Below are 18579 nucleotides of genomic sequence, written 5' to 3' on the forward strand. Positions count from 1 at the left end.
TTACTTGCGGGCGCGGCGCTGCGGGCGCGGCGGAGTGACGCCATCAGCCAAGCGGCGGGTCCAGATAAGGAAGGCGGTATGCGCATTCATGCGGTGCTCCGGGCGGGTAGCCAGGCCTTCGACCTTCCATTCGCGCACCAGTGATTCCCAGGCCTTAGGCTCGGTAAAGCACTTAAGCTCGCGAATTCCTTCCATGACCTTCATCAACTGCGGCACCGTTGCCACGTAGGTCATGAACACTCCGCCAGGGATCAGAAGATCGCGCACTGTCTCCAGGTGCTCCCAGGGCTCGAGCATATCGAGGATCACGCGGTCTACCGGCCCGCCCACGTCCTCGGCGGTGACATCTCCTAAATCGCCGAGGCGCGGCGACCACCACTCGGGCTGCTCGCCAAAGTATTCCTTGACGTTATCTACCGCATACTCGAGGTGGTCATCGCGCACCTCATAGGAATACACATGACCTTCCGGCCCCACGGCGCGTAGCAGGGACATGGACAGCGCACCCGAACCGGCACCGGCCTCGAGCACGCGCGCACCCATGAAGATATCGCCCTCTACCAAAATCTGCGCCGCATCCTTGGGGTAGATCACCGCAGCACCACGCGGCATCGACAGCACGTGATCCACCATCAGGTGACGGAAAAGGAGGAAAGAGGAGCCAAGGGTGGATTCAATAACCGAGCCCTCGTCCATACCCACGATGTCGTCATGATTAATGATGCCCTTGTGGGAGTGGAACTGGCCTCCTTCTTCCAGAATGACCGTGTAGTGGCGCCGCTTGGCGTCGGTAAGCTGCACGCGGTCGCCATAGGCAAAGGGGCCGGAATAAGCCATGTCTCAAGACTCCTCGAGGTTGCGGTTACTATCCCACCAAGTATGCCTCAAGCGCCTGCGCGAGCCATACTTGGTCCCGCTCGCCCACCATTTCTCGCGCCGAGTGCATGGACAGCATGGGCACGCCCACATCGACAGTGTCGATGCCCAAACGCGTCGCAGTAATGGGACCGATGGTCGAGCCGCAGGGCACATCATTATTGCCCACAAAACGCTGCACCGGTACACCGGCCCTGCCGCACGCTGTTTCCCACAGCGCTACCGTAGTGGCATCGGAAGCATAGCGCTGATTGCCGTTGATCTTGGTTACTGGGCCTTTGCCGATGATCGGATGGTGCGTGGGATCGTGCTTGCTCACGTAGTTGGGGTGCACCGAGTGCGCTGCATCGGCCGAAACACAGCTCGAGCGTGAAAACATCTGGAAACGCTCCTCCTCGTTAGCTCCCAGCGCGCGCGCCGTACGAGTAAGTACATCCGCCAGGATGGGGCCGCCCGCACCGTAGCGCGAGCTGGAGCCCACCTCTTCGTGGTCAAAGGCCATCATGACCAAGATATCCTTGCCCTGATTTCCCTCGGCGGCCTTCTTCATCGCCTCCAACGAGGCATGAACGGAAGAAAGGTTATCCATGCGTCCGGCCGCGATGAACTGCTCGCCGGTGCCAAAGACTTCGCCGCGAGCGGCATCGGCCGTAATCAGGTTGAAGGAAGCAATATCCTGCTTGGCGACACCCACCTTCTCCCCCACTACCTGCAAGATGGACGCCTCCGGGTCACCGACGCTCAAAACTGGCTGCATGTTGTGCTGGCGATCCGGCTTAAACTCATCTTTGCGGTAGAGGTGGATTGCCAGGGACGGAAGGCGCAGTACCGGGCCAGTATTGACCAGATGCCGCGTGCCATCCTTGGTGACAATCTGCCCAGCCACGGTCAGCTCCCGGTCAAACCAAGTATGCAGTAGCGCCCCTCCATAGATCTCTACTGCCACCTGCTGCCAGCCGGCCGCGGAAAAGTCCGGCGTGGGCTTAAGAACCAAGCCCGGCGAATCTGTATGGGACCCTACGATGCGGAAACCAGAATTCTTATCCGCTCCCTCTGGCACGTACCACGCCGCTACCGCGCCGCCGCGCACCATGACGTGGCCGCCAGGCGCAGCGGACCACTGCGTTCCCTCATCCTGTACCTCAAATCCCGCCTCGCGCAGCTGGCGGGATACCTCATCGGCAGCGTGGTACGAAGAAGGAGAAGCAGCAATGAAATCTAGGAAATCTGCGGTATAACTCATACCTCCTAGCTTGCCACGAAACGCGCGGCGATAGGCTAGATACACCATGGCTACTTCATCTACACCCCGACCGCTCGCCCTGTCGCCCTCGCGCGCCTCCGACTATAAGCAGTGCCCGCTGCTTTACCGCTTCCGAGCCATTGACAAGTTGCCCGAGCCCAAGACCATTGCGCAGGTCAAAGGAACCCTAGTGCACGCCGTGCTGGAAGAAATGCACAAGCTACCGCGTGCAGAACGCACCTATCCTGCCGCAGTGAAGATGATTAAGCCCTCTTGGGCAGAGATGACCGCTAAAGACGAGGAGCTTTTAGAGCTCGTGCCAGAAGAAGACACCTACGACTTCTTCGTCGCTGCCAGAGATCTGCTCAAAGGTTATTTCCAGATGGAAAATCCGCAGGGCTTTGATTGCCAAGAAACCGAGATGTACGTCAACACGGTTCTGCCCAACGGCGTCCCCGTCCGTGGCTTCATCGACCGCGTGGACCGCGCACCAACCGGCCAGGTGCGGGTCGTGGACTATAAAACAGGCAAGAAACCCCTGCCCCGCTATTCTCAGGACGCGCAATTTCAAATGCGCTTTTATGCGCTGGTTTACTGGCGCATCCTAGGCACTATCCCTCATCAACTCCGCTTGATGTACCTCAAGGTCTTGGACTCGATGTTTCTTAGCCCAAACCGTGAGGAACTCGAATACTTCGAGCGCGATCTCGGCGAATTGTGGGCCAAGATTGAGGCCGATGGGCGCGCCGGGGACTTCCGCCCGAAGCCGTCTAAGCTGTGCGGTTGGTGCGCCCACCAGGATCTCTGCCCCGAGTTTGGCGGCACTCCGCCGCAGTACCCGGGTTGGCCGGGCTCAGCGGCAGATACAAAGGATTAGCACCCCACCTGCCTAGAAGAGGCCCGAAATGGTGCCCTGCTTATCGACGTCGATATTATTCGCCGCCGGCTTCTTAGGCAGCCCCGGCATCGTCATAACGTTGCCCGTAAGCACGACGATAAATCCCGAACCGGTACGCGGCAGCAATTCGCGCACATGCAGGGTATGTCCTTCCGGCGCTCCCAATGCGGAGGCATCATCGCTGAAGGAGTATTGCGTCTTCGAAATAACCACGGGCAGCTTATCCCAGCCATTGTCCTGGATGTACTTCAGATCCTTGAGCGCCTTTGCCCCGTACTCCACACGGTATGCGCGATAGATCTCGCGAGCGATGGTCTCGATGGAGGCCTCGATTCCCTCCTGCGGATCGTAGAGCTGCTTAGCACCGCCCTGCAGGTTCTCCAGCAAGGTCTCTGCCAGCTTGGTAGCTCCCGCGCCACCCTCAGACCACACGTTGGCTTCCTCTATTGCCACACCAAAGTCCTTGGCCCACTGCCGCATGAATTCTCGCTCCGCCTCAGTATCAGACCAAAAGAGGTTGAGCGCTACTACCGGTTTGATCCCGAACTTGCGCAGGTTTTCTACGTGGCGCTCTAGGTTGACAATGCCCGCCTTCAGGGCGTCTAGGTTCTCCTCGGTGAGCTTATCCTTGGCCACACCGCCGTTGTACTTCTGTGAGCGGATGGTGGCGACAACGACAGCGCCGGCGACATCTAGATCACCGAAACGTGCCTTGATATCCAGGAATTTTTCGCCACCCAAATCAGAGCCGAAGCCTGCCTCGCTTAAGACGATATCGCCAAATTGCAATGCGGTTTGGGTCGCCAACAGGGAGTTACATCCATGCGCAATATTGGCAAAAGGCCCACCGTGAACCAGCGCCGGAACGCCGCCTAGGGTTTGCACTAAGTTCGGATTCAAAGCATCGCGCATGAGCGCCGTGAGTGCACCATCGGCATTAAGCTCGCGGGCGGTGACAGGGCGCTGATCATAGGTGAATCCAATAGTGATGTCGCCAAGGCGTTTCTTTAGGTCTTCGAGGCTCGTGGCCAAGCACAAGATGGCCATGATTTCAGAAGCAGCGGTAATGGTGAAACCGGTCTCGGCAGGTACCCCGTGAGCTGGCCCGCCCAAACCCGTGACTACGTTGCGGAAAGCGCGGTCGTTGACGTCCATGCACCTTTGCCAGGTCACGCGACGCGGGTCGATGCCGAGGGAATTTCCTTGGTGGATGTGATTGTCGATGATGGCGGCCAAGGTATTAGTAGCGGAGGTAATCGCGTGGAAATCGCCGGTAAAGTGCAGGTTAATGTCCTCCATAGGGACAATTTGTGCGTAGCCGCCGCCGGCTGCACCGCCTTTGATGCCCATGACTGGGCCTTGGGAGGGCTCGCGGAGGGCAACGATGGCCTTCTTTCCCAATTTATCTAAGGCGTCCGTAAGGCCGATAAGGACTGTGGACTTGCCTTCCCCGGCAGGTGTGGGCGACACACCGGTAACAAGCACCAGCTTTCCTTGATTTTCTTTAGCGTAGTCGACCTTGGTGATATCCACCTTGGCCTTAGTAGTGCCATAAGGAATTACGGCGTCAGAAGGAATGCCTGCCTTAGCGGCAATCTCCGCAATTGGTAGCAAGTTATGGGCTTGAGCGATTTCAACATCGGATGGCTGCGTAGTCATGGCCTCAGCCTACCGAGCAGTCAGATGGAATAAAGCGCATTTGCCAATAAAAGTGAATTGACTCATGGCATAAAAAGTCGACCAACCGAAAAGGCGCCCCCAAGAGGGCGCCTCATGCATGAACTGGAGATCGTCCTATTACAGGATGACGAGACCGAATGCGTAGCCCAAAAGGACAGAAAGCACGATGCTGACCGTTCCCGGAATAAGGAACGGGTGATTGAATACGGCCTTGCCAATTCGGGTAGAGCCCGTATCGTCCATCTCCACCGCTGCAAGCAGCGTTGGGTAGGTCGGCAAAATAAACAGTGCCGACACGGCCGGGAAAGCTGCGACTGCGGTAATTGGGCTGACCCCCAATGCCAGTGCTGCCGGCATGAGAGCCTTGGTGGTGGCAGCCTGCGAGTACAGCAATGCCGCTGCGAAGAACAGAACTACGGCGAGCAACCACGGCGAAGACTCGATGACGCTGCCGGCCATGGACTGGATATCGTCCATGTAGTGGTTGATAAGGCTGGTGCCCAACCAAGCAACGCCCAACACACAAATACATGCAGACATACCGGACTTGAATACTGGGGTGTTTAAAACGTCTGCGGCAGGAACCTTGGTCATCATCACGATGATGGTGGCCGCGGTCAACATCACCGTCATGATGGCCTCATTGCGCGGCAAGGTTGGCTCTGCGATAAGACCAACCTGCTCGGAGGTCAGCGTTGCCCATGCCATCACAATAACGATGGCGACCAAAAATACGATCACAGAAGCTTTGGCGCCCTTCTGCGGTGCGAAATTGCCTGCGCCGAGCGGTTCCTTTACGAGGCCTTGAGCCTTGCGTTCCTGATAGACCGGATCATCATCTAGTTCTTTTCCAAACTTATTGGCAATCCAAGCAGCCGGGAAAATGGAGAGGAACGTTGCCGGAATGACCACTGCCAATACCTGTAGATAGCCCACATTCATCGGCTCCAACAAACTAGCCAGCAAAACAACGGCTGCGGAAATTGGTGAAGCACAGATAGCCATCTGGGAGGCTACAACCGCAATAGAAAGCGGACGGGAGGGACGAACTTTGCCCTCTTTTGCTACCTCCACGATGACCGGCAGCGTGGAAAACGCGGTGTGACCAGTACCGGCAAGTACTGTCATCAGCCAAGTAACCACCGGTGCGTAGAAGGTAATGCGCTTAGGATTCTTGCGCAAAAACTTTTCGGCAATATGCACGAGGTAGTCCATGCCACCGGCGCGCTGCATAGCCGCAATCGCGGCAATAACAGTCATAATGATGCCGATGACATCAAACGGGATGTCTTCCCTTGTGATGGGAACGCCGGTGAGACCGAGTATCAGCACACCGAGGCCGCCGGCCATGCCAATGCCGATTGATCCAATTCTCGCGCCCAAGAAGATAGCTGCGAGAACGATGAGAATATGAACAATAACCATGGACTTACTCCATACGCTCTGTACGCAAACGATGAGCATGCATCTCTCTGCAGAGTGCATGCCGCCTAGACAATTTCTATTTTGCACCCACTAGGGTGATTTATTCATTCAAAATGCCCGTTTGTGTTTATTCCCACATGTGTTTAGGTTCTCGCTATAAAACGCTCGGTATTTGGCTATTCATTTGCCCAGCTTAGAGGCTCGGAACAACAGTGGGAACAATGGGGCCGCCCCATAGAAAACACCTCCGCTGAAGTTGCCGTTTTTCCAACGCATGCGCACTGGAAGCGACAAGTCCTACGGAGGTGTTTGGGACCAGGGACTCAGCCCTGCAGTTTATGCGGCGATCCGGCTTTAATCTTCGTCGATGAAGAGCTGACCGCGGAACTCTGGATGCATGAGGTTTTCTACCGAAAGCACCTTGTTCAAGGTTGCCTCATCAAGCAGTCCCTTCTCCAGAACCAGCTCCTTGACGCCCTTGCCGGTCTCTAGGGATTCCTTGGCAATCAAATCACCATTGTGGTGGCCGATGAATGGGTTCAGGTAGGTGACGATACCAATGGAATTTTCCACGTATGCACGGCACACGTCTGCATTAGCAGTAATGCCGGTGACGCACTTCTCGTGCAGTGCATCAACGGCGTTACCCATGATGCGAATGGACTGGAACAGTGCCTCACCAATCACCGGCTCCATCACATTGAGCTGGAGCTGGCCAGCCTCAGCAGCCATGGTGACCACGTGGTCATTGCCGAAAATCTTAAAGCACGTCTGGTTAACAACCTCCGGGATAACGGGGTTGACCTTGCCCGGCATGATGGAGGAACCGGCCTGGCGAGCAGGCAGATTGATTTCAGCCAAACCGGCGCGCGGACCAGAAGACAGCAAACGCAGGTCATTGCAGATCTTGGCGAGCTTCATTGCTGCGCGCTTGATGGTGGAATGCAGCAGGACATAAGCACCACAGTCAGAGGTAGCCTCAATGAGATCGCGTGCGGTCTTCATCTCAAGGCCGGTAACCTCAGACAAGGCAGCGGTGACTTGGTGGCGATATCCAGCTGGGGTATTCACGCCGGTACCAATTGCGGTTGCGCCCAAGTTGATCTCGAGGAGGCGACGCTGTGCATCGCGCAGCAAAGCCTGCTCCTCGTTGAGATTATTGGCAAATCCCTTGAACTCATCGCCCAAGGTCATCGGTACCGCGTCCTGTAGCTGGGTACGTCCCATCTTTAGGATGTCCTGGAACTCATTGCCCTTATCCTGGAATGCGGCGCGCAGGCCGTCCATGCGCTCAATGAGGTGGTCGACGGCTGCGTGCAGTCCCAAACGGAAGCCGGTCGGGTATGCATCGTTGGTGGACTGGGACATGTTCACATCATCGTTTGGGTTGATGATGTCGTAGGAACCCTTTTCTTCACCGAGGTACTCCAGCGCAAGGTTGGCAACGACCTCATTGGTGTTCATATTCAGCGAGGTACCAGCGCCGCCCTGGAATACATCCAGCGGGAACTGGTCCATGCAGCGGCCTTCTTCCAAAATCTGGTCACATGCCCAGATGATGGCCTCAGCCTTCTTCTTCGGCAGCACGTGCAAGCGGCGGTTTGCCATCGCGGCCGCCTTCTTGACCTGAACCATGCCGCGAATGAAATGCGGGATGGTGTTAATGGTCACATAAGAAATCTGGAAGTTGTCCATAGCGCGGACGGTGTGGACACCGTAGTAAGCGTCAGCGGGAACTTCCAAGGAGCCAAGAAGATCGGTCTCGGTACGAGTCTTCTTGCTGGAGTTCTTAGGTGTCTTTTGCTCGGCCACCTTCTGCTGTGCGGCGTGAGTGGAAGTATCGTCTTTCTTCTTCACGTCCTTTGCTGCAGACTTGGTGTCCTTTTCTTCTTTCTTAGAGGACTTTGCCATGATGGCTCGGCTCCTTTACCTGTCGAGACTTATATTCGAATGAGTAACCTCAAGCGCTAATGTTAGCCACGACTGAATCTATTTGGGCCGACCCAGAATATTTACTCCCCCTAAAAGCGGGCGATGCGCAAATCAGAAGCCAAAATAGCTTCCGCCCCTAATTGGGAAAGCCGGTCCATCACTTGGTTAGCTTGCTTCTGCGGAACCATCGCGCGCACCGCCACCCAATCTTCGCGGGCCACAGGAGAAACCGTAGGACCAGTTAATCCCGGCGTAATACCAGCCGCTGCGTCCAAGTTAGATTTGGCAATGTTGTAGTCAATCATCAAATAGGTGCGAGCATGCAGGATTCCCTGAATGCGGCCCAGAACCACCTGCTCTTCTTCAGTGATTTCTACGCCGGTGCGCTTAATAACTACAGCTTCAGACTCGATAATGGGCTCGCCAAATGGAGCCAAACCTTGTTGGCGCAACGTAGTACCAGTTGACACGACATCAGCAATGACATCGGCGACGCCGAGCCGAATGGAAATCTCCACGGCACCGTCGAGCCGAATTACATCGGCCTCAATGCCTTGTTTCGCAAGGTTGGTGCGGACAAGATTTGGGTAGGACGTTGCTACGCGGCGCCCGGCCAGTTGAGAGATTTCCCACTCTTCTCCTTGCGGGGCGGCATACCGAAAAGTTGACGCGCCAAAGCCTAACGGTAGGACTTCTTCAAATTGTGCCTTGGAATCAAGCGCTAGGTCGCGGCCGGTAATGCCCAGATCCAAAACTCCACGAGCGACATAGATGGCAATATCCTTCGGCCGCAGGAAGAAGAACTCTACATCGTTTTCTGCATCAACAACGTTGAGCGCCTTGGAGTGGCCACGGCCTTTGTAGCCGGCCTCCGTAAGAATCTCCACGGCGGCTTCTGATAGAGAACCTTTGTTGGGTACAGCTATCTTAATCATGATGTTCCTTCCATCGCGCCCCTGCCGGGCTATTAGAGATATTTGTAGATGTCCTCAGGACTTAACCCGCGCTTGAGCATCATGACTTGCGTCCAATAGATAAGTTGAGACATTTCTTCCGCCAGTTCGGCATCGGATTGGTACTCCGCGGCGATCCAAACTTCCCCTGCCTCTTCGATAATCTTCTTGCCAATGTGATGTTCGCCTTCGTCTAGGGCGGCGACGGTGCCCGACCCGGCTGGACGCTGGGTGGCTTTGCGGGCTAGTTCAGCAAAAAGGGTCTCAAAGTTCTTCACGCCTACCTATTGTTCCATAGGTAGATATGGAATGTAAGGGAACGCCGGTTTTACTGCTGCGCTGAAATCTTCCTAAACCAGTCGTATACATCCAAAGCCGTTGCACCTTCAAGGTGACGGGAATCGCGGAGGAGGGAAACCTCCGTTACTCCTGCTGGGACCTCTACCCCGTTATCCTCTGGCAAGCCGATAACGATACAGCCCGCATCAACTGCCGCACGCATACCAGTCGCGGAATCTTCAAAAACCAAACAATTCGCAGGGTCAGCTCCGACGCGGCGGGCGGCTTCGCGGTACATATCTGGTGCAGGCTTTCCGGCCGGCACCTCATCTCCGCAGATGGTATCGACAAAATGCTCGCGCCCAAGCGCCTGGATAGCTGCATCTGCCACGTTACGTTCGGTATTGGTGGTGACCATCATGGGTATGTCATCTGCCTCAAGCTCTTCCAACAGCGAGGCAATGCCGGGGAAGACTTCCAGTTTGCTGGCGAAAAGCCGTTTGACATAGTCAAACATCAACTTACGATACCGCTGACTATCACCGGATTGAAGAGTTACGCCTGCATTATCAGCACAGATGCTCAAGGTGGTGTCAAAGGTCGCGCCTACTGTAGCGAGGCGCTGAGTAGGCGTTAGCCGTTTCCCTAGAAGCTCCGAAAGGTAAAAGGTAGCCTCTGCCCACAGCGGTTCCGAGTTAGTTAGCGTGCCATCCATGTCCCAGAAAATGGCGGCCGGCTTTGTTTGTTTGGAAGCGCTATCGGGGTATGACAAGAGGATTGAACTAACTTTCTCAATTGAATAGGCAATGGTAACGAGTACGCATCACGTGCACGACTTTAAGAACTGGGCAGCGAGTTTGCGCTACCTAGATGCAGATTTCGTCCAGGGTTTAAGGGCGGTGACTAAAAGTCCAGCTCCGGAATCTGGGACAGTGCTTCATCGTCTGCCCCAGTTGCCGCGCAGGCATTATAGATGAGCTCGGAAAGCTCTTCCTTTTCCTCCGGTTCAAGCACAGCATCATGCTGGGCGCGGTTGAAATCGGCTAACTTGCGTACAGTCTTGGACAAAACGCTTAGCAGTTGCGGCCCGTCCGGATCATCTGGAAGCGCATCCAGCCCATCCAACATCTGCTCTAGGTAGCCGCGCAGCTCCGGAAGCACGCTGGCATCAAAGGGGGCCTCCCAAAACTCCTTTTCCTCCTCTTTGAGGTAATCGCCGGTAGCGAAGGATTTCAGGTCATTGATGAACTCATCTACGGTGGGCTGGAAATCGGCGCGAATGCTCATGATGTAGATACTGCCCTATCTTGGCTAGGCCTGCACGCCGAGGAGCGAATTTAGTGCAGTGCGGACCAAATCGGCCGCCCCTTCTTCCTCCGCGCCCCGGTCGCCTTCCGCCCAGTCGTCCACGGCAGCCAGCGCGGATGGGGTATCAAGATCGTTGGCGATCGCTGCGCGCAGCTTGGCGACGACCTCTTGAGCCCCTGCTAAGCTACCCGGCTTAGCCAATGCTTCCCGCCACGCAGCCAGACGTCGCTTAGCCTCTTCGAGCACTTCATCCGACCAGTCGCGCTCATCGCGGTAGTGTCCAGCGAAAACGCCCAAGCGGATAGCGGATGGATCCTCGCCCGCTTCTACCAACTTGTGGACGAAGACGAGATTGCCCAAGGACTTAGACATCTTGACGCCCTCGAGCCCAATCATGCCGGTATGCACGTAGAACTGCGCCATGCGGTCTACTCGTAGGGCAGCCTCTGCGTGGGCAGCGGAAAACTCGTGGTGCGGGAACTTCAGGTCACTGCCGCCACCCTGGATATCAAAGGTTGATCCCAAGCGGTTAGTGGCAATAGCGGAACATTCAATATGCCAGCCTGGGCGGCCAGGCCCAAAGGGCGAATCCCATGCCGGCTCACCCTCGCGGTGAGCGCGCCAAATGAGTGCGTCAAGCGGGTTCTTCTTACCTGGGCGGTCTGGATCGCCACCGCGCTCAGCAAAGAACGTGCGCATCTCTTCAGCCGAGTAATTGGACTCGTAACCAAAGTGCTCGGTGGCTTCGATGGAGGCGTAGACATCCGGGTGTTTGGGGTCGTCTACGACGTAGGCCGCGCCAACGTCGAGAAGCTTCTGCACCATTTCCACGATTTCATCGACGGCCTCCATGGCGCCGATGTAGTCCTGCGGCGGGAAAACGGAGAGCAGCTCCATATCGGAGCGGAAAAGGTCAATTTGAGAAGTACCGAGCTCACGCCAATCCACGCCGTCACGTTCGGCACGCTCGAATAGGGGATCATCGACGTCGGTGATGTTTTGGACGTAGTGGACCTTCTTTCCGGCGTCCAAGAACGCGCGGTAGATAAGGTCAAAGGTCAGGTACGTGGCGGCATGGCCCAGATGCGTGGAGTCATAGGGCGTGATGCCGCACACGTACATGGTGGCGGTATCTCCTGCGACCTCTACGGGGGCGATGGTTTGATTCGCGGAATCGTACAAGCGCAGCTGTGCCGCATCACCCGGCACAGGGCGGAAGGAAGGTATTGGCCAAGAATGCATAGCCACCATCCTAACGCGGTGCGTCTTAGAGCGGCTGCAGGACTCCCAGTGCCAGGAGGATCATTAGGAGGATGCCAACTGGAATGCGGTAGGCGGCGAACCAGGAGAAGGAGTGGTTGCCCACGAACTTCAGCAGCCACGCAATCGAGGCATAACCCAAGGCAAAGGCAATGCCCGTACCGACCAAGAGCTGGAGACCGGAGGCGGACTGGCCGGCTTCGGGAGAAAAGGCGTCGGGAAGCGAGAAAAGCCCCGAAGCCAACACAGCCGGAATGGCGAGCAAGAAGCTAAAACGCGTAGCCACCTCGCGGTCCAGCCCCAGAAACAGGCCGCCAGAGATGGTGCCGCCGGAGCGGGAAACGCCCGGAATGAGCGCCAGGCACTGGCACAAACCCATGACAATGGCGTCTTTCATGGATAGCTCCTCAAAGCCCCGCTCCTTCTTGCCCACCTTTTCTGCAGCAATGAATACAAAGGAGAAAAGAATCAGCATGGCGCCGGTGATCCAGAGGTTGCGCAGGGCGCCGCGGATTGCATCTTCAAAGGCGTAGCCGATGATGCCGATGGGAATGGAACCGACGATAACCATCCATCCCATGCGCCAGTCCTGGCCACGTGAGGCCTTATTGGTCCAGCCGCGGAACCAACCGGACAGAATCTGCCAGATCATAGGGGCGAAGTAGACCAGTACGGCCAGCTCCGTACCTAGCTGGATAACGGCGGTGAAGGAAGCGCCGGCGTCTTTGCCCCAAAAAAGCTCGGAAACAATGCGCAGGTGGCCAGAGGAACTTACCGGAAGAAACTCGGTAAGGCCCTGCACGATGGACAAAACGATGACCTGCGCCCAAGAAACTGCGTCAGTTGCGGTATTAGAAATCACCCGCTTCACACTACAGCCGCTCTGGGCTTCGGGTTTTTACAACGCGCGCTGTTAGGATTAGTAGCCGTGAAATCTCAATCTGGCTCCGCACTTATCCTTTCCAGTTTGCTGGCGCTCAGCGCCACCGCGTTGGCCGCCTGCCAGCCCGAAGTGGGCGTGGGCGCCGATCCAGAGACTGCGGTCAAAGGCAGTGCCACCCCGGCAGCCTCCCCAGCCAACGCGGATCCGGAAGGCACGGTAGTCGACTTCAAAGAAGACATCACGGACTTTGCTGCCATTAATGACTCGCTAGCGGTGCGCACCAAGAACCAACTTCTCATTGGCAGCCAGAAGGATTTTGAGGGGAAGAAGGCCGCCAAGCTCGATATTTCTGAAGAGTGCGGCGATCTCAGTTCTTCTGCTTCCGGTTTCGTTTTGGCTTGTCCGGACAAGGTGCTTCTTATCGATCCTTCCTCCCCAGAATCTCCCGATGAAGTCGCCATGGAGGAAGAGTCCCCTGTCACTGCTGCGACCCAGCTATCTAACGGTGACATTTTTGCCACTTCAGCTGATTCCTCCACAGTGGGGATATACAAGGACGGCAAGCGCGAGAACGATATTGAAGTCGAAGCAGGCTCCGATCAGCTACTCGCCGTGCCCAATCCCAAGGGCGATGACGCGGTGGTACGTATCCACCGCGAGGATTCGACCATCCAAAACGTAGATTGGACTAATGATCGCGCGGGCGGCCGGCTGCGCGTTGGCCAGGGAGTAGGAAGCATCGCGGTGGGCGACAACGGCGTAGTCCTAGCCTCCGATACTGAAGGCGAGCGCTTGGCGGTCTATACCTCCGATGATGTCATCCGCCTGCACCAATACGGCAATGTCGACGGTTCTCCTTGGGGCGTAGCCTGGGATAAAGAGCGTAACTTGGCCTGGGTTAGCGCAACCGATACCAACAAGGCCCATGCCTACGAGATAAACAAAGGCGTTCCCGAGTTGCGCGGCGATATCTCCACCGTGCGGGATGCGCAAAATATCGCCGTGCTTGGCGACGGCACCTTTGTCGCCGCCTCCGCCACCGGTCACGGCCTGCAGTTCGTAGGCACCCCGCACCTGAAGAAGGAGTCTTAAGAAGATGACCAGCACTATTGACCGCCTACGCGCCGAGGCCTACCAGCTTGCATTGCGCGGCATGTTCAAGCTCAGTCCGGAGCGGATACACGAGATCATCAATACGGCCTTGAGCGGACTCCAAGCTGCCGGCCCCGTCAACCGCGCCTTGGCAAAGGTCCTGCCGGTCAATGATCCCGTCCTGCGCCAAGAGGTCTTTGGGGTAGAGTTTCCGCGCCCGCTGGGACTAGCCGCCGGGTTTGATAAGAACGCCGCGGCTGCTAATACCTGGACTCCCATCGGCTTTGGCTATGCGGAGTTGGGCACTGTCACCGCCCAAGCACAGCCCGGCAATCCCGCTCCGCGCCTTTTCCGCCTTAAGGCCGACAAAGCCATCTTGAACCGCATGGGGTTTAACAATAAAGGCGCAGCGGCAGCGGCAGAAAACCTGCGCAAGCGCCGCTACAGCGATGTCATTGGCATCAATATTGGCAAAACCAAGGTGACCCCTACCGAGCGCGCTGTAGAAGACTACCGCCGCTCCGCGTCCGTACTTGGGGATCTGGCGGATTTCCTAGTAGTAAACGTATCTTCTCCGAATACACCGGGCCTGCGTGATCTACAGGCAGTCGAATCCTTGCGCCCGATTCTTGCTGCTGTGCAGGAATGCACCGCGGTCCCAGTCTTGGTAAAGATTGCACCCGATCTTTCCGATGCAGACATTGACGCCGTGGCAGACCTAGCCCTCGAGCTCGGCCTCGACGGTATTGTGGCAACTAATACCACCATCTCCCGCGAAGGACTTAAGACTCCACGTGCCGAGGTGGCAGAGATGGGAGCCGGCGGCGTTTCTGGCCCCCCAGTAGCCGAACGCTCCCTGGAGGTTCTACGTCGCCTCAACAACCGGGTCGGCGACCAGCTCACGCTCATTTCTGTTGGCGGCATCTCCACGCCTGAACAAGCATGGGAACGCATTACTGCCGGCGCTTCGCTGCTGCAGGGCTACACCGGCCTGATCTACGGCGGCCCAGATTGGATCCGCGATATCCATCGCGGCATTGCCTCCCAAATCCGTGCACACGGATTAAGGAATATTTCCCAAGCCGTTGGCTCCGAGTTGCCATGGAAGCACTTGGATTAGGTCAGTTCAGAGCCTCTCTTTTAAGAAGGTCCGCCTACTTTTCCTGCCGCTAGCAGATTATCTAGGCGGACCTTTTATCCTTGCGGTGCCGACTAGACTTACGCCATCGCACTACGCCTAAGAACGAGTGCGCACAACATCGCAAAACCGGCGTAAAACACGATCCAAATCTGCGGTTGAGTGAATAAGATATCGCCAGGTACAAAGCGGCTTGCCGCAATGATCACAGTAGAGACCGCCAGCGCTGCAACTTGCGCGCGGCTTCCAGCTTGGCTTTTGCTCATGGTGCTAAATGCGCCGACGATAAGCGCGGCGACGACAATCGCCATTTTGGAATACGTCCACGCAAAATCGGCGCCCCAACCATCCGTAAAGACGGAAATTAGCGCAAAGAGCACTAACACAAATGCGACAACCATGAAGGCACCGCCCACTCGCAGTGCCGTCGGCGGGCTAGATTGCGGCGCCGTTGAGCTACTCGCCATTACTTTTCCTCGTACCAACCCCATAAAATGGCACGGCCTAGGGCATGGAAGTGCAGGTTGAAGCCAAGCACAGTTGGCGTCGCTTCCGGATCGATATCGAGCTTTTCTACGTCAACTGCATGTACGGCATAAAGGTAGCGGTGTGGCGCGTGTCCAGCAGGCGGGTTTGCGCCAAAATAGGTGCGATCGCCGGAGTCATTGCGCAAGCTGATGACACCGTCAATGCCTAGATCCTCGGCAGCCCCGGCGTTGGTGGGCAACTCGCTCACCTCGACGGGGATGTTGAAGGCCGCCCAGTGCCAGAAACCAGAAGCGGTTGGTGCATCTGGATCGAAACAAGTTACGACTAGGGACTTGGTACCTTCCGGCAAGCTGGACCACGCAAGCTGAGGAGACACACTCTCAGGGGCGCGGAGCTTTTCCTGCAGTTCATCGCCCTCGACTAAATCGGTGGAAGAAAGAACGAAGGAGGGAACATCGCGCAAAGGCGCGTAGGGATCCGGTCCAGGAAAACGGGAGTCATCTGCATAAGAAATCATAGATCCATTTGTACCGCACATCACACGCCGCTGTCGATGTGTCGCGTTCTTTCATTGCCGCTGAGACTTCCACTAACAATGCAAGAAGCCCCATCGGAGTTACATTCGTGTACTTTCTTCCCGTTCTACTAACCGCATTTTTCCTAGTTAAGCTGGCGATTTGTAATGCAAGCACCTAGCAGGATATAGTATCGGGGTGCCTAGCCGAGAGGCTAATAGACACCCTGCCCGGGTGGCGGAATGGCAGACGCGCTAGCTTGAGGTGCTAGTGTCCTATTAACGGACGTGGGGGTTCAAGTCCCCCCTCGGGCACTCATGAACCGGCGGTTACCACTGAGGTAATCGCCGGATTTTTCTTTTCTCGCCTCCTCCCAAGGACTACGATTACCCCACATGACCACACCAATGAATTGGGCGCGCAGCTTCGGCCACTTCCTAGCTTCGCTCGCCCACTCTGCTTGGCGGTCAATTCTCCAGTGGACGCCGCGGCGCTGGATAACCATCATCATTGCTGGCGTTGGGCTTGGGGTCCTATTTTGCTGTCTCGATATACCGGACATAGCACAGTTGCGTGAGGCTGCCTCCCGATACGGCGCTTGGTTTCCCCTAGTTTTCACCCTAGGTTATGTCATATTCACCCAGTTCCCCATCCCCCGCACCATCTGGACAGTATCCGCGGGAATCCTATTTGGCCCCTGGAAAGGCCTTATCCTCTCCTTGGGCACATTAACTATCTCTGCAGCCTTATCCCTCCTCATAGTGAGGAAACTTCTCGGCGGCTGGATCCGTCCGCACCTTACCCACCCCGCAGTCTTCAAGATAAATGCCCACTTGGAGCGGCGCGGCTGGCTTGCCATCGCCTCTCTCCGGATGGTGGCCGGCGTCCCCTTTAGCCTCCTCAACTATGTTGCGGCCCTGACTCCCGTGAAGCTCAGCCAGTTCACCTTGGCCACCCTTCTCGGTTCCATCCCTACTACAGCCGTGGGCGTGTTCTTCGGCGATGCCCTCACCGGTCGCACTTCCCCCGGCATCGTCCTCGCCTTCCTGGCTTTTGCCGCCATTGGTGTGGGCGGGCTCTATATGGATTCGCGCCTGCCCACTCGCCCATAAGTCAAGTACGAGCGGTAGACTATTTCTCATTAGGCCCTTAAAGGAGGATTAACGTGCTTGCTGTTCACGCCCGCTACCGCGGCCGCTCCGTGCGTCGCGCGGAGTTAGTCCAGCGTTCCGCATCGGCTCTGTCGACCCTCAATGGGGTTGGCGAATTTCACGTGCTCGGCGTGGAAGATATTTGCGCCGTAGTGGATTCGGCAACGGCCGTGTGCGACGTGGTCATGGCCTTGCTTGCCGACGGCGACTGGGCCATCGGCATCGGCATTAGCCCCGGCAACCAAGAAGATGAGGAAGGCGCTCGCCAAGTGGCTACCGCTGCCCTCAAAAAGTCCGCCCGCATGGGGCAGGTTTACGCCAAGCTCAATAAGCGAGGCCGTGCGTCGGAAGCGAGCGATATCGCCGCTACCTTCGCACTGCTTGGATACGTATTGCACAAGCGCACCATCGAGGGCCGCCAAGCTACCTCACTAGTGCGTGCAGGGCTCAACCAAAATGAGGCAGCCGAAGAACTAGGAATTTCTAAGCAAGCCATGTCGCAGCGCCTCCAGGCGGCCGGCTGGAGTGCCGAAATGGCAGGATGGCAGCTGGCGGTGAATCTTATCGAGCGCGCCAACCTTGCCCATCCCTAGAGCAGGTCGGACTCGCTCAACTCGGGGGTCGTGACGAAATCCACGAGCCGCTCCACGGCGCCAATAAGGCTAGAATCCAGATCGCGAAAGGAATGAACGGCGTTATATACATGCCGCCACCCGTCTTTGGGATCACTCCAGCCAACATGCCTGCAAATGCCGCTCTTCCAGTCCTCGCCATAAGGTACTTCTGGCCATGCGCGCAGGCCCACCCGCTGAGGTTTTACCGCCGCCCAGATATCAATAAACGGGTGGCCGGTTACCAAAACGTGCTCTCCAACCGATTCAGTCATTCTGGTTTCCTTGGATCCTTGAACTAGGTGGTCAGCTAGCACCCCGACCCTGCGGCCCGGCCCAGGCTGAAACTCCGCCAAACGCTCTTCCAAATTGTCCAGACCTTCAAGGTATTCCACCACCACCCCCTCCACGCGCAGATCGTGGCCCCACACCTTTTCTACGATGGCAGCATCGTGCACGCCTTCGACCCAAATGCGGGAAGGCGCGGCGACCTTTGCCTCCACGTTTTCCACGCGACGGGAACCGGAGTTGGACTTGCGGGGAGCTTGCTTTTCGACGTATCTCGTCAGCGTTACCGGCTTGCCTTCCACTAAGAACCCGCCCTTGACCAAATTGAAGACGCGTTCTACTCCATGGCGATCCTCTAGGCGTACGACCTCACCGAATACGGTTTTGTCCACCCCCATGACAGCACCCACAAAGTCATCGCCACGTACTTCCACCACCATTCCGGGCTCAGCTGGCACCTCTGGGTATTGCCGCGGTTTAGACCGCGCGTGGCCGGCAAAAATATCTCCGCCATAAGGATCGAAACTCATGGCCCGATAGTCTATCTACTAGACTGGC

Annotated in this window: 19 protein-coding genes and 1 tRNA gene; 6 read left to right on the top strand and 14 right to left on the bottom strand. The window is 56.8% G+C overall.

The features are described 5' to 3' along the window. Positions 1-837: a tRNA (adenine-N1)-methyltransferase gene (locus tag L8V01_RS00400; RefSeq protein WP_239193930.1), complete on the bottom strand. Its 837-nt coding sequence runs from the start codon at positions 835-837 to the stop codon at positions 1-3. 28 nt (positions 838-865) lie between these two features. Further along, positions 866-2119: a M18 family aminopeptidase gene (locus L8V01_RS00405; protein WP_269945214.1), complete on the bottom strand. Its 1254-nt coding sequence runs from the start codon at positions 2117-2119 to the stop codon at positions 866-868. 46 nt (positions 2120-2165) lie between these two features. On the opposite strand from L8V01_RS00405, the gene L8V01_RS00410 reads away from it, so the two are divergent. Beyond that, the gene (locus L8V01_RS00410; RefSeq protein ID WP_269945215.1) at positions 2166-2996 is read left to right on the top strand and encodes a RecB family exonuclease; all 831 of its coding nucleotides are present in this window, start codon (positions 2166-2168) and stop codon (positions 2994-2996) included. 12 nt (positions 2997-3008) lie between these two features. Here L8V01_RS00410 and L8V01_RS00415 read toward each other — a convergent pair whose 3' ends face one another. The 9 genes from L8V01_RS00415 to L8V01_RS00455 all read right to left on the bottom strand — a co-directional run bounded on the left by L8V01_RS00415 (position 3009) and on the right by L8V01_RS00455 (position 12716). After that, a complete protein-coding gene (locus L8V01_RS00415) occupies positions 3009-4676 on the bottom strand; it encodes a formate--tetrahydrofolate ligase (RefSeq protein ID WP_269945216.1) in 1668 nt (555 codons plus the stop codon). A 138-nt stretch (positions 4677-4814) separates the two neighbouring features. Further along, entirely contained in the window at positions 4815-6122 is a 1308-nt protein-coding gene (locus L8V01_RS00420; RefSeq protein ID WP_269945217.1) for an anaerobic C4-dicarboxylate transporter, read from the bottom strand. A gap of 354 nt (positions 6123-6476) precedes the next feature. Further along, the gene (aspA, locus tag L8V01_RS00425) at positions 6477-8033 is read right to left on the bottom strand and encodes an aspartate ammonia-lyase (protein ID WP_269945218.1); all 1557 of its coding nucleotides are present in this window, start codon (positions 8031-8033) and stop codon (positions 6477-6479) included. A gap of 110 nt (positions 8034-8143) precedes the next feature. Continuing rightward, positions 8144-8989 (bottom strand): ATP phosphoribosyltransferase, encoded by an 846-nt coding sequence (hisG, locus tag L8V01_RS00430; RefSeq protein ID WP_269945219.1) that lies wholly within the window; start codon positions 8987-8989, stop codon positions 8144-8146. 32 nt (positions 8990-9021) lie between these two features. Then, positions 9022-9285, bottom strand: a complete 264-nt coding sequence (locus L8V01_RS00435) for a phosphoribosyl-ATP diphosphatase (RefSeq protein ID WP_269945220.1) — start codon at positions 9283-9285, stop codon at positions 9022-9024. 50 nt (positions 9286-9335) lie between these two features. Next, positions 9336-10058, bottom strand: coding sequence for an HAD family hydrolase (locus L8V01_RS00440; RefSeq protein WP_269945221.1), 723 nt, complete (start codon positions 10056-10058; stop codon positions 9336-9338). 131 nt (positions 10059-10189) lie between these two features. Next, on the bottom strand, positions 10190-10573 hold the full coding sequence (locus tag L8V01_RS00445) for a hypothetical protein (protein WP_269945222.1): 384 nt from the start codon (positions 10571-10573) through the stop codon (positions 10190-10192). Between the two features lie 24 nt (positions 10574-10597). Then, entirely contained in the window at positions 10598-11836 is a 1239-nt protein-coding gene (mshC, locus tag L8V01_RS00450) for a cysteine--1-D-myo-inosityl 2-amino-2-deoxy-alpha-D-glucopyranoside ligase (RefSeq protein WP_269945223.1), read from the bottom strand. Between the two features lie 25 nt (positions 11837-11861). Then, on the bottom strand, positions 11862-12716 hold the full coding sequence (locus L8V01_RS00455; protein ID WP_269945224.1) for an undecaprenyl-diphosphate phosphatase: 855 nt from the start codon (positions 12714-12716) through the stop codon (positions 11862-11864). Between the two features lie 66 nt (positions 12717-12782). Between L8V01_RS00455 and L8V01_RS00460 the strand changes: the two genes are divergently transcribed. Together L8V01_RS00460 and L8V01_RS00465 are read left to right on the top strand one after the other, a co-directional pair. Next, positions 12783-13829 carry a YncE family protein gene (locus tag L8V01_RS00460; RefSeq protein ID WP_269945225.1) on the top strand — a complete coding sequence of 349 codons (1047 nt, stop codon included), beginning with the start codon at positions 12783-12785 and terminating at the stop codon, positions 13827-13829. A 4-nt stretch (positions 13830-13833) separates the two neighbouring features. Then, positions 13834-14949: a quinone-dependent dihydroorotate dehydrogenase gene (locus L8V01_RS00465; protein WP_269945226.1), complete on the top strand. Its 1116-nt coding sequence runs from the start codon at positions 13834-13836 to the stop codon at positions 14947-14949. Between the two features lie 98 nt (positions 14950-15047). Here the strand turns inward: L8V01_RS00465 and L8V01_RS00470 are convergent, their stop codons facing one another. Together L8V01_RS00470 and L8V01_RS00475 are read right to left on the bottom strand one after the other, a co-directional pair. Then, positions 15048-15434 (bottom strand): hypothetical protein, encoded by a 387-nt coding sequence (locus L8V01_RS00470; RefSeq protein WP_269945227.1) that lies wholly within the window; start codon positions 15432-15434, stop codon positions 15048-15050. After that, positions 15434-15973, bottom strand: coding sequence for a YbhB/YbcL family Raf kinase inhibitor-like protein (locus L8V01_RS00475; protein ID WP_269945228.1), 540 nt, complete (start codon positions 15971-15973; stop codon positions 15434-15436). Before L8V01_RS00475 ends, L8V01_RS00470 begins: the two co-directional genes overlap by 1 nt. Positions 15974-16199: 226 nt before the next feature. On the opposite strand from L8V01_RS00475, the gene L8V01_RS00480 reads away from it, so the two are divergent. The 3 genes from L8V01_RS00480 (at position 16200) to L8V01_RS00490 (ending at position 17715) form a co-directional block, all read left to right on the top strand. Continuing rightward, a tRNA-Leu gene (locus L8V01_RS00480) sits at positions 16200-16285 on the top strand. An 81-nt stretch (positions 16286-16366) separates the two neighbouring features. Further along, positions 16367-17083 carry a TVP38/TMEM64 family protein gene (locus tag L8V01_RS00485; protein ID WP_269945229.1) on the top strand — a complete coding sequence of 239 codons (717 nt, stop codon included), beginning with the start codon at positions 16367-16369 and terminating at the stop codon, positions 17081-17083. 53 nt (positions 17084-17136) lie between these two features. After that, positions 17137-17715, top strand: coding sequence for a MarR family transcriptional regulator (locus L8V01_RS00490; RefSeq protein WP_269945230.1), 579 nt, complete (start codon positions 17137-17139; stop codon positions 17713-17715). On the opposite strand, the gene L8V01_RS00495 is transcribed toward L8V01_RS00490, so the two are convergent. Continuing rightward, positions 17712-18551, bottom strand: coding sequence for a DUF3097 domain-containing protein (locus L8V01_RS00495; protein ID WP_269945231.1), 840 nt, complete (start codon positions 18549-18551; stop codon positions 17712-17714). The two genes, L8V01_RS00490 and L8V01_RS00495, sit on opposite strands and share 4 nt — an antisense overlap. Positions 18552-18579 lie beyond the last annotated feature (28 nt).

The sequence above is a fragment of the Corynebacterium curieae genome, assembly GCF_027570035.1.
Taxonomy (GTDB): domain Bacteria; phylum Actinomycetota; class Actinomycetes; order Mycobacteriales; family Mycobacteriaceae; genus Corynebacterium; species Corynebacterium curieae.

Excerpts from the sequence above, each read along its gene's own strand:
- L8V01_RS00420 (WP_269945217.1), bottom strand. The coding sequence starts at position 6,122 with ATGGTTATTGTTCATATTCTCATCGTTCTCGCAGCTATCTTCTTGGGC.
- L8V01_RS00400 (WP_239193930.1), bottom strand. The coding sequence starts at position 837 with ATGGCTTATTCCGGCCCCTTTGCCTATGGCGACCGCGTGCAGCTTACC.
- L8V01_RS00470 (WP_269945227.1), bottom strand. The coding sequence starts at position 15,434 with ATGGCGAGTAGCTCAACGGCGCCGCAATCTAGCCCGCCGACGGCACTG.
- L8V01_RS00475 (WP_269945228.1), bottom strand. The coding sequence starts at position 15,973 with ATGATTTCTTATGCAGATGACTCCCGTTTTCCTGGACCGGATCCCTAC.
- L8V01_RS00495 (WP_269945231.1), bottom strand. The coding sequence starts at position 18,551 with ATGAGTTTCGATCCTTATGGCGGAGATATTTTTGCCGGCCACGCGCGG.
- aspA (WP_269945218.1), bottom strand. The coding sequence starts at position 8,033 with ATGGCAAAGTCCTCTAAGAAAGAAGAAAAGGACACCAAGTCTGCAGCA.
- hisG (WP_269945219.1), bottom strand. The coding sequence starts at position 8,989 with ATGATTAAGATAGCTGTACCCAACAAAGGTTCTCTATCAGAAGCCGCC.
- L8V01_RS00405 (WP_269945214.1), bottom strand. The coding sequence starts at position 2,119 with ATGAGTTATACCGCAGATTTCCTAGATTTCATTGCTGCTTCTCCTTCT.
- L8V01_RS00465 (WP_269945226.1), top strand. The coding sequence starts at position 13,834 with ATGACCAGCACTATTGACCGCCTACGCGCCGAGGCCTACCAGCTTGCA.
- L8V01_RS00415 (WP_269945216.1), bottom strand. The coding sequence starts at position 4,676 with ATGACTACGCAGCCATCCGATGTTGAAATCGCTCAAGCCCATAACTTG.
- mshC (WP_269945223.1), bottom strand. The coding sequence starts at position 11,836 with ATGCATTCTTGGCCAATACCTTCCTTCCGCCCTGTGCCGGGTGATGCG.
- L8V01_RS00445 (WP_269945222.1), bottom strand. The coding sequence starts at position 10,573 with ATGAGCATTCGCGCCGATTTCCAGCCCACCGTAGATGAGTTCATCAAT.
- L8V01_RS00410 (WP_269945215.1), top strand. The coding sequence starts at position 2,166 with ATGGCTACTTCATCTACACCCCGACCGCTCGCCCTGTCGCCCTCGCGC.
- L8V01_RS00485 (WP_269945229.1), top strand. The coding sequence starts at position 16,367 with ATGACCACACCAATGAATTGGGCGCGCAGCTTCGGCCACTTCCTAGCT.